General features: G+C 68.3%; 12 protein-coding genes. 6 read left to right on the top strand and 6 right to left on the bottom strand.

Features of this window, described 5'->3' with window-relative positions:
• A complete protein-coding gene (locus Pla123a_RS08710) occupies nt 1-1,011 on the top strand; it encodes a glycosyltransferase family 2 protein (protein ID WP_146585927.1) in 1,011 nt (336 codons plus the stop codon).
• 352 nt (nt 1,012-1,363) lie between these two features.
• A complete protein-coding gene (gene aroF / locus Pla123a_RS08705) occupies nt 1,364-2,377 on the top strand; it encodes a 3-deoxy-7-phosphoheptulonate synthase (protein ID WP_146585925.1) in 1,014 nt (337 codons plus the stop codon).
• 62 nt (nt 2,378-2,439) lie between these two features.
• Here aroF and Pla123a_RS08700 read toward each other — a convergent pair whose 3' ends face one another.
• The 5 genes from Pla123a_RS08700 to Pla123a_RS08680 all read right to left on the bottom strand — a co-directional run bounded on the left by Pla123a_RS08700 (nt 2,440) and on the right by Pla123a_RS08680 (nt 8,115).
• Nucleotides 2,440-2,823: an endonuclease domain-containing protein gene (locus Pla123a_RS08700; RefSeq protein WP_146585923.1), complete on the bottom strand. Its 384-nt coding sequence runs from the start codon at nt 2,821-2,823 to the stop codon at nt 2,440-2,442.
• Between the two features lie 164 nt (nt 2,824-2,987).
• Nucleotides 2,988-3,467, bottom strand: a complete 480-nt coding sequence (locus Pla123a_RS08695) for a hypothetical protein (RefSeq protein WP_146585921.1) — start codon at nt 3,465-3,467, stop codon at nt 2,988-2,990.
• Nucleotides 3,468-3,599: 132 nt separating this feature from the next.
• Complete coding sequence (locus tag Pla123a_RS08690) at nt 3,600-3,983, bottom strand: endonuclease domain-containing protein (protein ID WP_146585919.1); 384 nt, start codon at nt 3,981-3,983, stop codon at nt 3,600-3,602.
• 98 nt (nt 3,984-4,081) lie between these two features.
• A complete protein-coding gene (locus Pla123a_RS08685) occupies nt 4,082-6,178 on the bottom strand; it encodes a hypothetical protein (RefSeq protein WP_146585917.1) in 2,097 nt (698 codons plus the stop codon).
• A gap of 245 nt (nt 6,179-6,423) precedes the next feature.
• Nucleotides 6,424-8,115: a hypothetical protein gene (locus Pla123a_RS08680; RefSeq protein ID WP_146585915.1), complete on the bottom strand. Its 1,692-nt coding sequence runs from the start codon at nt 8,113-8,115 to the stop codon at nt 6,424-6,426.
• 152 nt (nt 8,116-8,267) lie between these two features.
• Here Pla123a_RS08680 and Pla123a_RS08675 point away from each other — a divergent pair, with 152 nt between their 5' ends.
• The 3 genes from Pla123a_RS08675 to Pla123a_RS08665 all read left to right on the top strand — a co-directional run bounded on the left by Pla123a_RS08675 (nt 8,268) and on the right by Pla123a_RS08665 (nt 11,550).
• Nucleotides 8,268-9,503: a Glu/Leu/Phe/Val family dehydrogenase gene (locus Pla123a_RS08675; protein ID WP_146585913.1), complete on the top strand. Its 1,236-nt coding sequence runs from the start codon at nt 8,268-8,270 to the stop codon at nt 9,501-9,503.
• A 112-nt stretch (nt 9,504-9,615) separates the two neighbouring features.
• Nucleotides 9,616-10,155, top strand: a complete 540-nt coding sequence (locus Pla123a_RS08670) for a gamma carbonic anhydrase family protein (RefSeq protein ID WP_146585911.1) — start codon at nt 9,616-9,618, stop codon at nt 10,153-10,155.
• A gap of 54 nt (nt 10,156-10,209) precedes the next feature.
• On the top strand, nt 10,210-11,550 hold the full coding sequence (locus tag Pla123a_RS08665) for an MFS transporter (RefSeq protein WP_146585909.1): 1,341 nt from the start codon (nt 10,210-10,212) through the stop codon (nt 11,548-11,550).
• Nucleotides 11,551-11,665: 115 nt separating this feature from the next.
• Here the strand turns inward: Pla123a_RS08665 and Pla123a_RS08660 are convergent, their stop codons facing one another.
• Nucleotides 11,666-12,691, bottom strand: a complete 1,026-nt coding sequence (locus Pla123a_RS08660; protein WP_146585898.1) for a threonine aldolase family protein — start codon at nt 12,689-12,691, stop codon at nt 11,666-11,668.
• A gap of 167 nt (nt 12,692-12,858) precedes the next feature.
• Between Pla123a_RS08660 and hisD the strand changes: the two genes are divergently transcribed.
• On the top strand, nt 12,859-14,202 hold the full coding sequence (gene hisD, locus Pla123a_RS08655) for a histidinol dehydrogenase (RefSeq protein ID WP_146585896.1): 1,344 nt from the start codon (nt 12,859-12,861) through the stop codon (nt 14,200-14,202).
• Nucleotides 14,203-14,536: the final 334 nt, after the last annotated feature.

The following is a 14,536-nucleotide window of genomic DNA, read 5'->3' as shown; positions in this document are numbered from 1 at the left end:
ATGCCCCAGATCTCGGTCGTCATCCCCGCCTACAACGCCGAGGGGACCATCGAGCGCGCCGTGCGGTCGATGCTCGACCAGACGCTCGCCGACATCGAGGTCATCATCGTTGACGATGGCTCAACCGATCAGACCGCGGCCGCTGCCGAAGCGATCAATGACCCGCGGCTGCGGGTGATTCGGCAGCAGCACCAGGGGGTCGCCGCAGCAGCCAACACCGCCCTAGCGGCGGCGGCCACGCCGCTCATCGCGAGGATGGACGCCGACGACTACTCGCACCCAACGCGGCTGGCGGAGCAGCTCGCGCTGCTCGAACGAGAACAGCTCAATGTCGTCGGCTGCCAGGTGAACATCGTCGACGCGTCGGGCACGCCGGTCGAGAACCTGCGGCGGTACGAGCACTGGCTCAACGACGAGACGCTCACCCCCGACCAGATCCTCGCGCTGCGGTTCGTCGAGTACCCGTTGGCCAACCCAACACTCTTGGGCCGCCGGGCGTTCTTCGAGCTCGGTTACCGCGCGGCGCCCTCCCCTGCCGAGGCCTTCCCCGAGGACTACGACCTGATGCTCCGCGGGGCGGCGGCCGGCCTGCGGTTCGGCAAGGTCGCGCGGCCGCTGTTGGACTGGATCGACCACGACCGGCGGCTCACCCGCTCGCACGCCGCCTACACGCCCGCGGCGTTCGACCGCTGCCGCCGCACGCACCTGCTAGCGGGCCCACTGGCGAATCGTCTCGAGGTCGACCTGGCGGGGGTCGGCCAGACCGGCAAGCCGTGGCTCCGCTGGCTGCAGTCCGAGGGCCTCGCGGTCCGCCGGGCGTACGACATCAACCCCCGCAAGCACGGCGTGGTGATCCACGGCGTCAGGGTCGACGACCCGCAGCAGATGCCGCCGGCCGACGGCACGCCGCTCGTGATCGCGGTCGGCTCGGAGGGCGCCCGGGGGGTGATTTCCCCCGACCTGCTCGACCGCGGCTACGTGCTGGGCCGGGATGCGTGGTTCGTGGCATAGCTACCGGAGGGGAACCATTCCACTGCGGCCCTCCCCTCAACTTTTTCTCTTGCTTTCTCCGCGGCGCCAGCCGATACTGACCTCCATGAGCGGCAAGTATTGGCAGTTTTTCTGGTTTTCGTTTACCCGGTTCTATTTTGGGAACCTCGGGGCCGGAGGTGCTGCCTAGTCAAACTGCTCTAGTTTGAACGCGGACAACCAAGCCCCGAGACCCCTGTGGTCGTCGGGGCTTTTTTATTGTCTATCGGTTTTATCGCCAGTCCGTGGTCCTTGGTCCGTTGTCAGTTGCGGATCCACAGAACCACCGACATCGCACTTCTGACCACGGACAACTGACTACGGACCAATTCCCATGATTGTCGTGATGCGGAGCGGCGCGACCGACCAGGAGATCGATCACATGATCCAGCAGGTAGAAGAACTAGGACTTAAGGCCAACGTGCTGCGGGGCACCGAGCGGACGGTCATCGCCGCCATCGGCGACGAGCGGGTCAACGGCGTGCAGACGCTCGAGAGCTCGCCCGGCGTCGAGTCGGTGATGCCGGTGCTCGCCCCCTACAAGCTCGCCAGCCGCGAGGCGCACGACGCGACCAGCGTCGTGACGGCGGGCTCGCTGTCGGTCGGCGGCAAGCAGGTCGGCGTGATGGCCGGGCCGTGCTCCGTCGAATCCGAAGAGCAGCTGATGACCGTGGCCAAGGCGGTCAAGGCGGCGGGCGCCACGGCGCTCCGCGGCGGCGCGTTCAAGCCCCGCACCAGCCCGTACAGCTTCCAGGGCATGAAGGAGGACGGCCTCAAGCTGCTGGCCGCCGCCCGTGACGAGACCGGCCTGGCCGTGGTCACCGAGGTAATCGCCCCCGACGACGTCGACCTGGTGGGCGAGTACGCCGACGTGCTGCAGATCGGCGCCCGCAACATGCAGAACTACCGCCTGCTCGAGGCCTGCGGCCGCAGCCACCGCGCGGTGCTGCTGAAGCGCGGCCCGAGCGCCACAATCGACGAGATGCTGCTCGCCGCCGAGTACATCCTCGACGGCGGCAACCCCAACGTGATGCTCTGCGAGCGCGGCATCCGCACGTTCGAGGCCCACACCCGCTTCACCCTGCCGCTGGCCACCGTGCCGTACCTGCAGCAGAAGACGCACCTGCCGGTGATCATCGACCCGAGCCACGGCACGGGCCACACGTCGCTGGTGCCGGCGATGGCCAAGGCCGCCATCGCCGCCGGCGCCGACGGCATCATCGTCGAGGTCCACCCCGACCCCGAGCACGCGATGTCCGACGGCTACCAGTCGCTCCGCTGCGAGCAGTTCGAAGAGATGATGCAGCAGTGCCGTAGGGTGGCGGAAGCGGTGGATCGGACGGTGTAGGAGGCTGGCATTCCAGTAGAAGGCATTCGCTTGGTAGTCCCCCTCCCTGGCAGGGGGAGGGGTTAGGGGAGGGGGTTCGCCCCGCCTGCGATCGCTGCCTTCAGAATCGCTTCCAGCACTCCATCCAGGTTCTCTAAAACTTCATCGTTTGTAACCCGAAGAACCACGAATCCAAGCTCCTCTAGCCGCTTCTGCCTTTCTGCGTCAGCAACCTGCTGCCCTTCGTGGCTCTCGCCGTCGACCTCAACAACCAGTCCGCCCTCACCACAGAAGAAGTCGACTACGTAGCAGTCGATCGGGTGTTGTCGACGGAACTTGAGTCCGCGTAGCTGCTTGCTGCGGAGGGCGTACCAGAGAGCCTGCTCTGGGTAGGTGGCGTCGCGGCGGAGTTGTTTGGCGTTCGTGCGGAGGTTGGAGTTCGCACGTTTGCGGGGTGGTGTGGTCATTGGTGATTCATACCCCCTCCCCTAGCCCCTCCCCCTGCCGGGGAGGGGGATTGGATTTGCGTTTGCGCAACACCTTTCGAGCAGACTATCTGTGCGCTGATTTCCTACCATCAGTCTAGTCAGCACGGCGCAGACGCGTGCAGACTTCATTCCCATTGAGTTAACTACCGCGGCCGAAACGACTCCTCAAACACAAGCGAGATGGAATGGGCAGCCAGAAGTCCCTCAACCCCGTCGAAATTGCCGTGCGGCAGGGCAATCTGTTCGCCGGAATGAAGAACCGCCACATGGGTTCGCATGGGTGAGGTGTCTAGCAGCTTCCATTCAGCAATCTCCGACCAACGAAGCGTCGTCGTGTCGCCTCCGAGCCATCGGGCGATCGTAACTCCCTCTGTGGAAGCCGTGGCCCGTTTTAAGAAGGGAAAACAGACAAGGCAAGTTACGAACCCGATCAACGCGAGCGGAACCAGCACCGCGTAAAACCCCACTAGCAGGCAAATCGCGATTGGTCCAGCCGCTAGGAATGGGATCCACGCGATCGGGTTTCGAGAAGCCATACGATTGTGGCGGCAGGTGCCGACGGCAATCGCGACGGTCGCGATTCCCCACAGCGTGTAGGCGGCGATGACCCAGTACCAAAACACGTGTCGCCTGTGAGAGTCCCTGAGAACGTGCTAGTCGCAGTGTAGTCTAATCCGGCGCCGGTGCATGGGGGCGCCGGCCATTGGCTCTAAACGGGATCCCCATGAAGTCCCCCTCCCCGGCAGGGGGAGGGGTTAGGGGAGGGGGTGCGCCCCGCCTGCGATCGCTGCCTTCAATATGGCTTCCAACACGCCGTCAAGGTTCTCCAACACCTCGTCGTTCGAGACTCGAAGCAGGTTGAATCCTAGATCGGTGAGCCGCCCTTGCCGCCGCGAGTCAGCTACCTGCTGGCCTTCGTGGCTCTCTCCGTCGACCTCAACCACCAAGTTGCCCTCACCACAGAAGAAGTCAACCACGTAGCGGTCGATTGGGTGCTGCCGGCGGAACTTGAGCCCGCGAAGCTGCTTGCTGCCGAGGGCGTACCAGAGGACCTGCTCTGGGTAGGTCGCGTCGCGACGGAGTTGCTTGGCGTTGGTGCGGAGGTTTTGGTTGACGCGTTTGCGGGGTGGTGTGGTCACTGGTGATTCGTACCCCCTCCCCTAGCCCCTCCCCCTGCCGGGGAGGGGGACTTTTCCGCAATGCCGCAAACGCTTCACGAACACTAGCTCCCGCACATCTACTCGACCGTCAGCCCATTGCGCAGCAGCCAGTCGTACGCCACGCGGTGGTTGGCGTCGCAGGTGCGGATCAGGAGCGAGTGGGAGGGGGCGTCGTAGCGGACCACGGAGGCTGGGCCGTTGAGGCCGGCCATGGCCGTCAGCTCGGCCGTGAGTTCTTCGGCGGCTTGCGAGCCGTCGGCGCTCTTGGCGAGCGGGTAGAACTCGGTGCTCTCGATCCCGACCGCGGCGTCCTGGCGGGTGGCGATCTGCAGCGTGCGGGCGTCCACCACGCGCCAGCCGAGGCCCAGCGGGTGCAGCACGCCGTCGAGCGCGTCGCGCCACGGCTGCTCCCGGGACGAGCAACGCACCAGCGTCTGCGGGCCGATGCGCGACGCGGCGGCCGAGGCCCAATCGACGACGATCTCTAGGCCCGTGGCGTCGCGCCAGTAGTCGAGCACTTCGGCCAACGGCGTGGGAGAGATGAAGCTGAAGGTGGCGCTGCGGCTCAGCGGCGACTCGAGCCTCGCCAGCGGCGGCTCGGTCGCCAGCAGCGCGGCGGGGTACTTGGTCCGCTGCTTCAGGCCCCGCGCGTGGCGGAGCCGCTCGCAGAACACGGCCAGGTCGAAGTGGGCGTCGGCCGGGGCCGACAGGGTCAGCTTCTGGCCGTCGACGCCGAGCGCGGCGTCGTCGATGCTGGGGACCATCGCCACCACCAGCCCGCGGAGCGATTCCATCTGTAGCGGGGCCGCGGCGAGGTCGGCGACCGAGAAGCCCGCGGTGCGGACCGAGTGGCCGCCCAGCCGCGCGAGGGCGAGTTGGCCGTCGCGTTCGGCGTAGGTGAGTCGCAGCGGCTTGAGCGCTGATTGCAGCAGCTCGGCGAGCGTCGCGTCGGCGCCGCTGAAGGCGACCTTCGCGCGGGGGCTGACGCCGGCCCGGGCGAGCGCCTGCGGGTCGATGTTCACGGGCACGCCGGCCAGCTCGCTCCACGTGCGGACGCTGTCGGCGAGCGGCGCGGGGGGCAGCTTCAGCTCCGGCAGCTTGTCGTTCAGGCGGCGGGCCAGGTCGACCGGCGCGTGGTTCTCGAAGGCGGTCGTGCCGCGTTCGACCCAGACGCGTTCGATCTCGGCGCGGGCGGCGAGCTGCTGGTCGACATCCTCCGCCGCCTCGTCGGACGGATCGGTCGCCGCGGGCTTCTCGACGCGGTGGTCCCAGCCAATCGCCAGGCGGGGCTCCTCGGGCGGAGCGGGCGAGTCACTCGCCGCGGGCTCGGCCGATTTGCGGTCGCCTCGGAGCATCACGAGGTCAAGCTTGGAGGGGTCGAACTCGAGCGGGTCGAACCCCTGCGGCTCTGGTTCTGGTTCGTTGTCCGTGGCGGCAATGGCGTCGGGGGCGGGAGCGGCCGGCTCACGCGCTGGTTCGCGTGCGGGTGTGTCGGCGGGTTCGGCAGCCGGCGGGTCGGCCGACGCGAGTCGCTCGTCGACCTCGGGCAGCGGCGGCAGGTCGTCGACGACAACCTCTGGCGTATCGGCTTCGATCGGCTCGCCCGGAACCTGCTCGTCAGCCGTCGGCGTCGCGACGAACGGCGCGTCACCCGACGTTGTCGATGAAATCTGGTCGGCGATTCCTTGCTTGTTCTGTTCTGCTAGCGCAACGGGTGCAGGGTCGTCGCCGCCGGAGGCGAGCCAGTAGGCGACTGCACCGAATACCAGCAGCGCGGCGCCGCCGGCGCCGACCGCGATCGCGACCTTGTTGCCGAGCGCCTCGACCCGGGAGAGGCGGGCTCCGGCGGTTGCTGTGGGGACCGGCGCCACGTTGGCTGGCGTCGCGGGGGCGGTTCCGTCGGGGGTCGCTGGCGGGGCCGGGTTGTCCAGGCCGAGCTGGTCGACCGAATCGAAATCACCCTGCGGAGCCGTCGTCTGCGGAGCGGCGGGTGCCGGCGCAGCGGCCCCCGCGGCGATGCCGCCCGCGCTCGCGGCGGCCGCCTCTTCGGCGCCGGGCACCAGGTGCACCATCGAGCCGCACTTCGGGCAGCTGTGGATCTGCCCAACGAGCGACTCCCTGGCGACCTTCAGCCAGGACTGGCACGTTTCGCACTGTACCCGGAAGGGAAGCATAGGGGTGGATTCGATGGGAGTCTCGCGGATTTCTGTCGTCAATTAAAGCGATTCGACACTTGGTGTGCTGTCTATTGCGGCAGTCGCTGACGGCGGTTTGAAAACGCGGACTGGTTCGACGCGCGGCAATGCTTGAGCCCGTGGCGGCTAAGAGTCGTCGTGCCTGTGTCCCCGTTTTCAACGGACCACGCTAACGCACGCATGAATTCTTCCTGCACAGGTTGTTGGTCGCCCAGTTCACGATGCTAAGGACTACCAGTAGCAGCAAACACATCGGGCAGTCGGTCGCCCCGCTTCTCGGCCGAGGAGCGGGTCGTGATGTAAATGGTTGGCCGCCCGGCGTCGTCGGGCTTGACGACGTAGACGAGTTTCTGTTTTGGGTCGCCGGGGCCGGCGGCGGTGCGGTCGGGATTCGCTTTGAGGAGGATGTCGAGCAGCACGTCGGCGGCGGGCTGACCGGTGGCGTCCATCGAGAACGACTGGTTCTTGGTGATGCCCTCTAATTGTAGATCACTGCCGAGGATGACCACCGGCGCGTCGATCTCGTCCGCCAGGTAGCGGACGGCCATCTCAAGCGTATCTCGCGAAAAACTAACGCTCGCCGGCTGACCCAGTTTCTGCTCGATTGAAACTTCCCGCGGCGCGGCTGTAGCGGTTGTGGCGGCGGCTCCGCGGGCGCCCGCCGAGAGCTGCGCAAGCATTAATTCGGACGCCGCCAGCAGGTTCTCCCCCGCCGGCAGCGGCAGGTACGCGTTGAGCACCGCCGCGTCGTCCTCGACACCGGTGCGGGCGTACGCGCCGAGCAGCCGCAGCATGGCCGGCAGCTGCGCGACCAGCCGGCGGCCGTGCGGCGCAGGGTTGAGGTCGAGCACGGCGAGCTGCAGGTCGTTCGGCCAGTTCGTTACGCGACTCTTCAGCTGCGAGGCGAGCCGGGTGGCGGTCACCTCCGCGGTCGAGGCGCCGCGGGCCTCAAGATAGAAGTCGTCGGCCCAGTGCACGCTGAGCGACGCCGCGCGGAGCGCGTCGGGCAGGAAATCGAACACGGGCGACTGCAGCGACTCGGTGACGCCGGTGAACAGCGAGCGGCCGTCGGTGAACAGGAAGCTAGGAGCGGCGAGCAGCGTCGTGTGCCGGTCGCGGTCGGTCTGGTCGGCGAGCAGCTCGAGCTCGCGCCGCAGCGGCGGCGCGGCGCCGCCGGCGTCGATTGCCTCGTGAAGCGCCGCCCGCGGCGCGACAACGTAAACGCGGCCCGCTTCCTGATCCGGGACCCAGCAGCACCACGGCGCGCCGACGCGGTACGCGGCGCCCTCGTGCTGGGCGGTGCGGAGGTTGGCGTAGGGGGGCGGCGGTTCCCAGGCGCCGGGCGCGCCGGCTAGCGGCTCGGTCGGGGTGATAACCAGCGTCGCCTCTAGTCCGCCCTGCGCCCCCCCCTGCCCTGGCCGCAAGCCGATGACCAGCTCGTCGATCGCGCGGAGCTTCACGCCCGCGGCCCGCATCAGCTCTTTCAGCACCGCAAGCCCCTGCGGCCCGAGCGCCCGCAGGGCCCGTTCGCCCTCGGGCTTGGCCAGCAGCGCCGCCGGACGCAGGTGGAGGATCAGCTCGCAGCCGGGCGGGAGGTACGCCAGCGAGATCGGCTCGCCCGCGGTCGGCGACTCCCACAGCGTGCGGTGGTCGTCGTCGATCAGCTCAGGCCCGGCGTCGGAAACGACTTCTTCCAACTCGGCGGGTTCGGATTGGCGTTCGGGCTGGGGGTTCTCCGCGGGAGTCCGAACGCCGGCCGCCTGGGGCGGCGCGGGGCCGCTCATCAGGAACGCCGCGGCCAGCCCCACCGCCATCGCCAGCAGCACGCCGAGCGTCACCAGCAGCTGGTTCCGCTGGCGGTTCTTGCGGGGCTTCGTCGCGCGGACGGTCGGCTTGTCGGGCAGCGGGGCGGTCATTCCCTGTAGTCTATGGCGCCCCCGCATCGGTTGCCACGGACCGCGATTGCGGGCCCCGGTGGGCTATCCTACAGTGGGGGCCTATACAGTGGATGCAGGCGCGGCCGCTGGAGGCGCCGCCCTGCTCTTGCTCGCTCACCGGGACGCACGCCATGAAAGCTTTTGAAGCGGTTCAGCACTACTTCCACCTCGCCGCCGACCAGCTCGAGATGGACGCCCCCCTCCGCAAGCTGCTCGTCACGCCCGAGCGTGAGGTGACCGTGCAGATCCCCGTGGAGATGGACGACGGCCGGCTCGAGACCCTCATCGGCTACCGTGTGCAGCACAACAGCGCTCGGGGCCCGATGAAGGGCGGCCTCCGCTACCACCACGAGGTCAACCTCGACGAGGTCCGCGGCCTGGCCTCGCTAATGACCTGGAAGACCGCCATCGCCAACCTCCCCTACGGCGGGGCCAAGGGGGGCGTAACGGTCAATTCGCGCGAAATCAGCCACCGCGAAAAGGAACGCATCACCCGCAAGTTTGTCGACGCTATCCACATGGTCATTGGTCCCGACGTCGACATCCCCGCGCCGGACATGGGCACCGGGCACGAAGAGATGGCGTGGATCATGAACCAGTACGCCAAGTACAACGGCTTCAACCCGGGCGTGGTGACCGGCAAGCCGGTAGAGCACTACGGCATCCCCGGCCGCGAGGAGGCGACCGGCCGCGGCGTCGGCATGCTGACCGTCAAGACGCTCGGCCGGTTGGGCCACAAGGTGGGCAAGAGCACGGTCGCGATCCAGGGCTTCGGCAACGTCGGCTCGCACGCGGCCAAGTTCCTCGCCGAGGCCGACGCCAAGATCGTCGCGATCAGCGACCACACGGTCGCCCTCTACAACAAGGAGGGCATCAACGTCATGGAGGCGGTCCGCTACGCGCGGAAGAACAACGGCCTGCTGCGCGGCTTCAGCGAGGCCGAGGAGATCGGCGGCGAGGCGCTGCTCGAGCTCAAGGTCGACGTGCTGATCCCGGCCGCCGTGGGCGGCGTCATCACCTCGGCCAACGCCGCCAGCATCCACGCCCCGCTGGTTGTCGAGGCCGCCAACGGCCCGGTCACCCCCGAGGCCGACGAGATCCTCCATGAGAAGGGCGTCGCGGTGCTGCCCGACGTGCTCGCCAACGCCGGCGGCGTCACGGTGAGCTACTTCGAGTGGGTCCAGAATCGCCAGCACTACAAGTGGAGCCTCGACCGCGTCCGCGGCGAGCTCGACCGCCTGCTTATTGCGGCGTTCGAGGAGGTGTGGGACAAGCACTCCGAGCTGAACGTCAGCCTCCGCACCGCCGCGTTCATGATCGGCATCGAGCGCGTCGCCCGCGCGGCCAAGCTGGCGGGGTTGGCTTAATGTATCCCCGGTTCTCCGAACCGGAAAAACTAGCCGGCCTGCCACCGCTGCAACCCTTCAAGTTCACCGCTCGGAGAGCGGTGGATACATTCTGACACCGCCAAACGTTTCCATGCCGCAGCACCTCCGCCCCCACCACGGCTTCACCCCGCAGCTCGGCGCGCGGGTCTACATCGATTCCCAGGCGACCGTCATCGGCGACGTCACGCTGGGCGACGACTGCTCGGTGTGGCCGGGGGCGATTGTCCGCGGCGACCTGATGGCGATCACCCTCGGCGCCCGCAGCAACGTGCAAGACGGCGTCGTGCTGCACACGACGCACGACAGCCGGTTCAACCCGGGCGGCTTCCCCCTGACCATCGGCGAGGATGTCGTGATCGGGCACCGCGCGGTGCTGCACGGCTGCACGGTTGGCGACCGGGTGCTGGTCGGCATCGGCGCGATCGTCAACGACGGCGCCGTCGTCGAGGACGACGTGATGATCGGCGCCGGCTGCCTGGTGCCGCCCGGCAAGCGGCTCGAGAGCGGGAGCGTCTACGTCGGCAATCCGGCCCGCGTGCTGCGGCCACTGACCGACGCCGAGCGCGAGCACCTGAAGTACTCGCCCGGCAACTACGTGCGGCTGAAAGACGGGTACCTCAGCGAGCAGTAACCGCGTCAGATTGGCGTGCGCGTCGGCGGCAGATGCCTGCTACAATCGTGGGCTGTGCCCCAGTCCTCTCCGCCAGATGCGCCCGACGCGCGGCCGCACCGCCAGCCGCACCACGACCCGTGGAGCGTGCGCCGCGTGCTGACGATGCTCAGCCTGATTGTCGCCGGCGAGGCGATCTTCACGCTGCCGTTCCACATCATCCGTTACTTCCGGCCCTCGTTTGTCGAGGTCTTCGCCCTTACCCAGACCGAGCTGGGCGACATGCTGGCGATCTACGGCGTGGTCGCGACCATTGCCTACCCGCTGGGGGGCGTGCTGGCCGACCGGTTCCCGGTGCGGGTGCTGCTGCCGACCTCGCTGCTGATGACCGGCGCTGGCGGCCTGGCGTTGCTCTTCAGCCCTTCGATCGCCACGATGAACTGGCTCTATGCCTTCTGGGGGTTCTCGACCATCCTGCCGTTCTGGGCCGCGCTCATCAAAGCGACGCGCCAATGGGGCGGCGACGACGAGCAGGGCATGGCCTTTGGAATCCTCGACGGCGGCCGCGGGCTGCTGGCGTTCTTGCTGTCGCTGATGGCGGTGGCGTTGTTCGAACTGCTCATGCCGGTCGCTGAACAGACCGCCACGCTCGCCGAGAAGACCGCCGCGATCCGCAGCACGGTGTACGTCTACGTTGGGGCGTGCGTCGCCGCGGCGGTGTTCACCTGGCTGTTCGTTCCCGAGCCGGTCGAGGAGACGGGCGAGCGGTCCAGCCGCCGCGAGGCGTTCGCCAAGGTGCTGGCGGTCGTGCGGATGCCGGCCGTGTGGCTGCAGTCGCTGATCATCGTCGCCGCCTACAGCGCATTCAAGGGCATCGACTACTACTCTCAGTTTGCCGCCGACGTGTGGGGCTGGACCGACGTCGACGCCGCCAACCTGGTCAAGTACGCCGCGTTCAGCCGCGCGTTCGCCGCGGTCGGCGCCGGCCTGCTGGCCGACCGGTTCAGCTCGTCGCGGGTGCTGATCGCGTGCTTCGCTTTGGCAGGCGGGTCGTACATAGCGTTGGTGTTCGCCGCGCCATCGGCCGCCCACGCCTGGATGCTGTGGACCGCGGTGCTGACCGGCTGCCTGGGGTTCTTCGCGCTGCGGGGCGTCTACTTCGCACTGCTCGAGGAGTCGCACATCCCCGCCGACATGACCGGCACGGCGGTCGGCGTGGTGTCGCTGCTCGGCTTCACGCCAGAGATTTTTATGCCGAAGCTCGGCGGCTGGCTGCTCGACCGCTGGCCCGGCGAGGCGACCGGGTTCCACCTGCTGTACTGGTTCTTGGGCGGTGCGTGCGTGGTCGGCATCGTGAGCACCCTCACCCTGCGGTGGCTCCTGGGCCGCCAAAACGCTCGTCAGGCCGCGAGCTAGAGCAGCCCAAGCACCGTGCAGCCCACCCCGCCAGGGGTGGGACCGAACCGGTGCGCCGTCCCACCTCTGGCGAGTTGGGCTGCCATCAGGCAAACCGGCGCGGAGAGGCTCGAAGCTAACCCGCTAATTGACCGATGATCTCCGCGGCCTCGGCTACCTGCTCGGCCGTGAGATCAAGGTGGGTCACCAGCCGGATCCGCTGCTTGCCGATCTGGAAGCAGCCAACGCCGGCCTCCGTGAGCCGCCGGTGGAAGTCGGCGCCGCTGGCGTGAACCGGGTCGACCTCGAGGATCACCAGGTTGGTGTCGCAGCTGCCGTCGACCAGCGACAGGCCGGGCGACTCCCGCACGGCGGCGGCCAGCAGCTGCGCGTGCGCGTGGTCGTCGGCCAGGCGGTCGTAGTGGTGGTCGAGCGCGTACAGCGCGGCCGCGGCCAGCACGCCCGCCTGCCGCCAGCCGCCGCCGAGCGCCTTGCGGACCCGCCGCGCCTCGCGGATCAATTCCTTCGGCCCGCAGATCGCGCTGCCGACCGGCGCCCCGAGCCCCTTGCTGAAGCAGACGCTCACCGTGTCGAACGGCGCGACCAGCTCGGCCGGCGAGTTGCCCGCCGCGACGCACGCGTTCCAGAACCGCGCGCCGTCGAGGTGCCGGGCGAGGCCCTGCTGCTGGGCCCACTCGCACACCCGCTCGACGCCGGCCTGCGGCAGGGTGCGGCCCCCCTTGCGGTTGTGGGTGTTCTCTAGGCAGACCAGACGGGTCCGCGGCGCGTGGTCGTTGTCGGGGCGGACGCGGTCCTCCAGCAGCTCGGGCGTCAGCAGCCCGTCGGGGGTCGGCACGATCTGCGCACAGATGCCAAACAGCTGGGCGAACGCCGCCTGCTCGTATTGGAAGACGTGCGCGTTCTGCTCGCACAGGAACTCGTCGCCGCCGCGGCAGTGCAGGCGGATGCCGATCTGGTTGCCCATCGTGCCCGACGGCACAAACAGGGCGTCCTCCATGCCGAGCAGCTCGGCCACCCGGGCCTGCAGGCGGAGGACCGTGGGGTCCTCGCCGAAGACGTCGTCGCCCACCTCGGCGTCGGCCATCGCCTTGAGCATGCCCGGCGTCGGGCGGGTGACAGTATCGCTGCGGAGGTCGATCATTTCGGGGGCGGTACGCGCGGGGTTTCGAGTGCCAGCTTGGGGAGCAGCCCACCTCGCAAGGGGTGGGACCGCCCTTCGGCACGGCTAGAACAACGGTCAATTGGCCGGTACGCTTAACTAATCTATCAACTCCGCCCCGCAGTCTCCCATCCCCGCACCGTTCCAGCATGCTCCGTATCGATGCCCGCCAGCCCGGCGCCGCCGCCGCGATCGATGAACTCCGCCAGCGCCTGGCCCCCGAGGGCAACGTAGTGAGCGAGGCCGGCCGCCGCAAGACGATCGAAGTCTTCGGCGAGCCGCTAACGCCGGTGCAGGTGGTCGAGCGGATCTGCCGCGAGGTCCGCGAGCAGGGGGTCGACGCGGTGCTCGAGTACTCCGCCAAGCTGGACGGCGCCGAGCTCACCGCCGATCAGCTCCGCGTCCCGGCCGAAGAACTCAAAGCGGCGCACGCGGCGGCCGACCCGGAATTCCTGGCGACCGTGCAGCGGATCCGCGAGAACATCCTGCGGTTCCAGACCGCCATCCTGCACTCGGACGTCGAGATCCCTACGCCCGGCGGCGGCTTCCTGCGGCAACGCTACCTGCCGCTCGCGCGGGTCGGCATCTGTGTGCCGGGCGGTGCGGCGGCCTACCCGTCCACCGTGCTGATGACCGCCGTGCCGGCGCAGGCCGCCGGCGTGCAGGAGCTGGCGGTGGTTGCGCCGCCCACCAAGTTCGGCAGCTACAACCAGGACCTGCTGGCGACCTGCCACGAGATCGGCGTCACCGAGGTGTACCGCGCCGGCGGCGCGCAGGCCGTGGCGGCGATGGCCTACGGGCTGGGCGACAGACTGCCGCAGGTCGACATGATTGTTGGCCCGGGCAACCTGTTCGTCGCGCTCGCCAAGAAGCACGTCTACGGCGAGGTCGACATCGACTCGATCGCCGGGCCGAGCGAAGTGATCGTGATCGCCGACGAGAACACCCCGCCGGAGCACGCCGCGGCCGACCTGATCGCGCAGGCCGAGCACGCCCCCGGCTCGGCGGTGCTCATCACCTGGCACGAGCCGCTCGTGGCCGAGGTAAACGTGGCGGTGCGGCAGCAGCTCGAGGAGCTGGAGCGGGGCGACCTCGCGCGGCAGTCGCTCGAGGAGTTCGGAGCCTTTATCATTGTCAACGACCGCGACCACGCCGCCCAGATCGCCGACCTGCTGGCGACCGAGCACCTGCACATCGCGTGCGCCGAGCCCGAGGAGTTGCTCGCCAAGATCCGCTGCGCCGGCGCGGTGTTCCTCGGCCCGCACAGCCCCGTGCCGGTGGGCGACTACGCCGCCGGCCCGTCGCACGTGCTGCCGACCGGCTCGACCGCGCGGTTCGCCAGCGGCTTGTCGAGCAACGACTTCCTGCGTTCCAACAGCGTGATTTCGTGGAGCGAACAGGACCTGAAACAGAACGCCGAGGACATCGTCCGCATCGCCGAGAAGGAAGGCCTGACCGCCCACGCGGCGACGGTCACCCGGCGGCTGGGCTAGCGGCATTAACCGGCGTGGGCCAATCGTCGGCAGCCGACGGATTACATCCGTCGGACGATCCCGGTGTTGAGGTTGCCCTCATGGAAGACCCAACCCCGGGGCACCCGATGGATGTAGTCCATCGGCTAGCGGGCGCAGCGTTTCCCCTGGAACGCGCCCCAAGAATAGTTTCCAAACCGACCCACTTCGTTGTAGAAAGCAACCGGCAAGCGCGGTCAAATGGTTGGACAGAGTCGCTCTGAACGCGTCGAGAAGTGACGCGAGAGCGAACCCTTAGGCCGGAGAGTTTTGTCCCCCCTTAGCAAACAAGAAGGGACAAAAGTCGGCCCGCCAG

Origin of the sequence: Posidoniimonas polymericola, assembly GCF_007859935.1 — a bacterium.
Lineage (GTDB): Bacteria > Planctomycetota > Planctomycetia > Pirellulales > Lacipirellulaceae > Posidoniimonas > Posidoniimonas polymericola.
The sequence above is the reverse complement of the archived record's forward strand: the minus strand, read 5'-3'. Positions and strand labels throughout refer to the sequence as shown.

Excerpts from the sequence above, each read along its gene's own strand:
- Pla123a_RS08700 (WP_146585923.1), bottom strand. The coding sequence starts at position 2,823 with ATGACCACACCACCCCGCAAACGTGCGAACTCCAACCTCCGCACGAAC.
- Pla123a_RS08710 (WP_146585927.1), top strand. The coding sequence starts at position 1 with ATGCCCCAGATCTCGGTCGTCATCCCCGCCTACAACGCCGAGGGGACC.
- Pla123a_RS08680 (WP_146585915.1), bottom strand. The coding sequence starts at position 8,115 with ATGACCGCCCCGCTGCCCGACAAGCCGACCGTCCGCGCGACGAAGCCC.
- hisD (WP_146585896.1), top strand. The coding sequence starts at position 12,859 with ATGCTCCGTATCGATGCCCGCCAGCCCGGCGCCGCCGCCGCGATCGAT.
- Pla123a_RS08660 (WP_146585898.1), bottom strand. The coding sequence starts at position 12,691 with ATGATCGACCTCCGCAGCGATACTGTCACCCGCCCGACGCCGGGCATG.
- aroF (WP_146585925.1), top strand. The coding sequence starts at position 1,364 with ATGATTGTCGTGATGCGGAGCGGCGCGACCGACCAGGAGATCGATCAC.
- Pla123a_RS08670 (WP_146585911.1), top strand. The coding sequence starts at position 9,616 with ATGCCGCAGCACCTCCGCCCCCACCACGGCTTCACCCCGCAGCTCGGC.
- Pla123a_RS08675 (WP_146585913.1), top strand. The coding sequence starts at position 8,268 with ATGAAAGCTTTTGAAGCGGTTCAGCACTACTTCCACCTCGCCGCCGAC.
- Pla123a_RS08685 (WP_146585917.1), bottom strand. The coding sequence starts at position 6,178 with ATGCTTCCCTTCCGGGTACAGTGCGAAACGTGCCAGTCCTGGCTGAAG.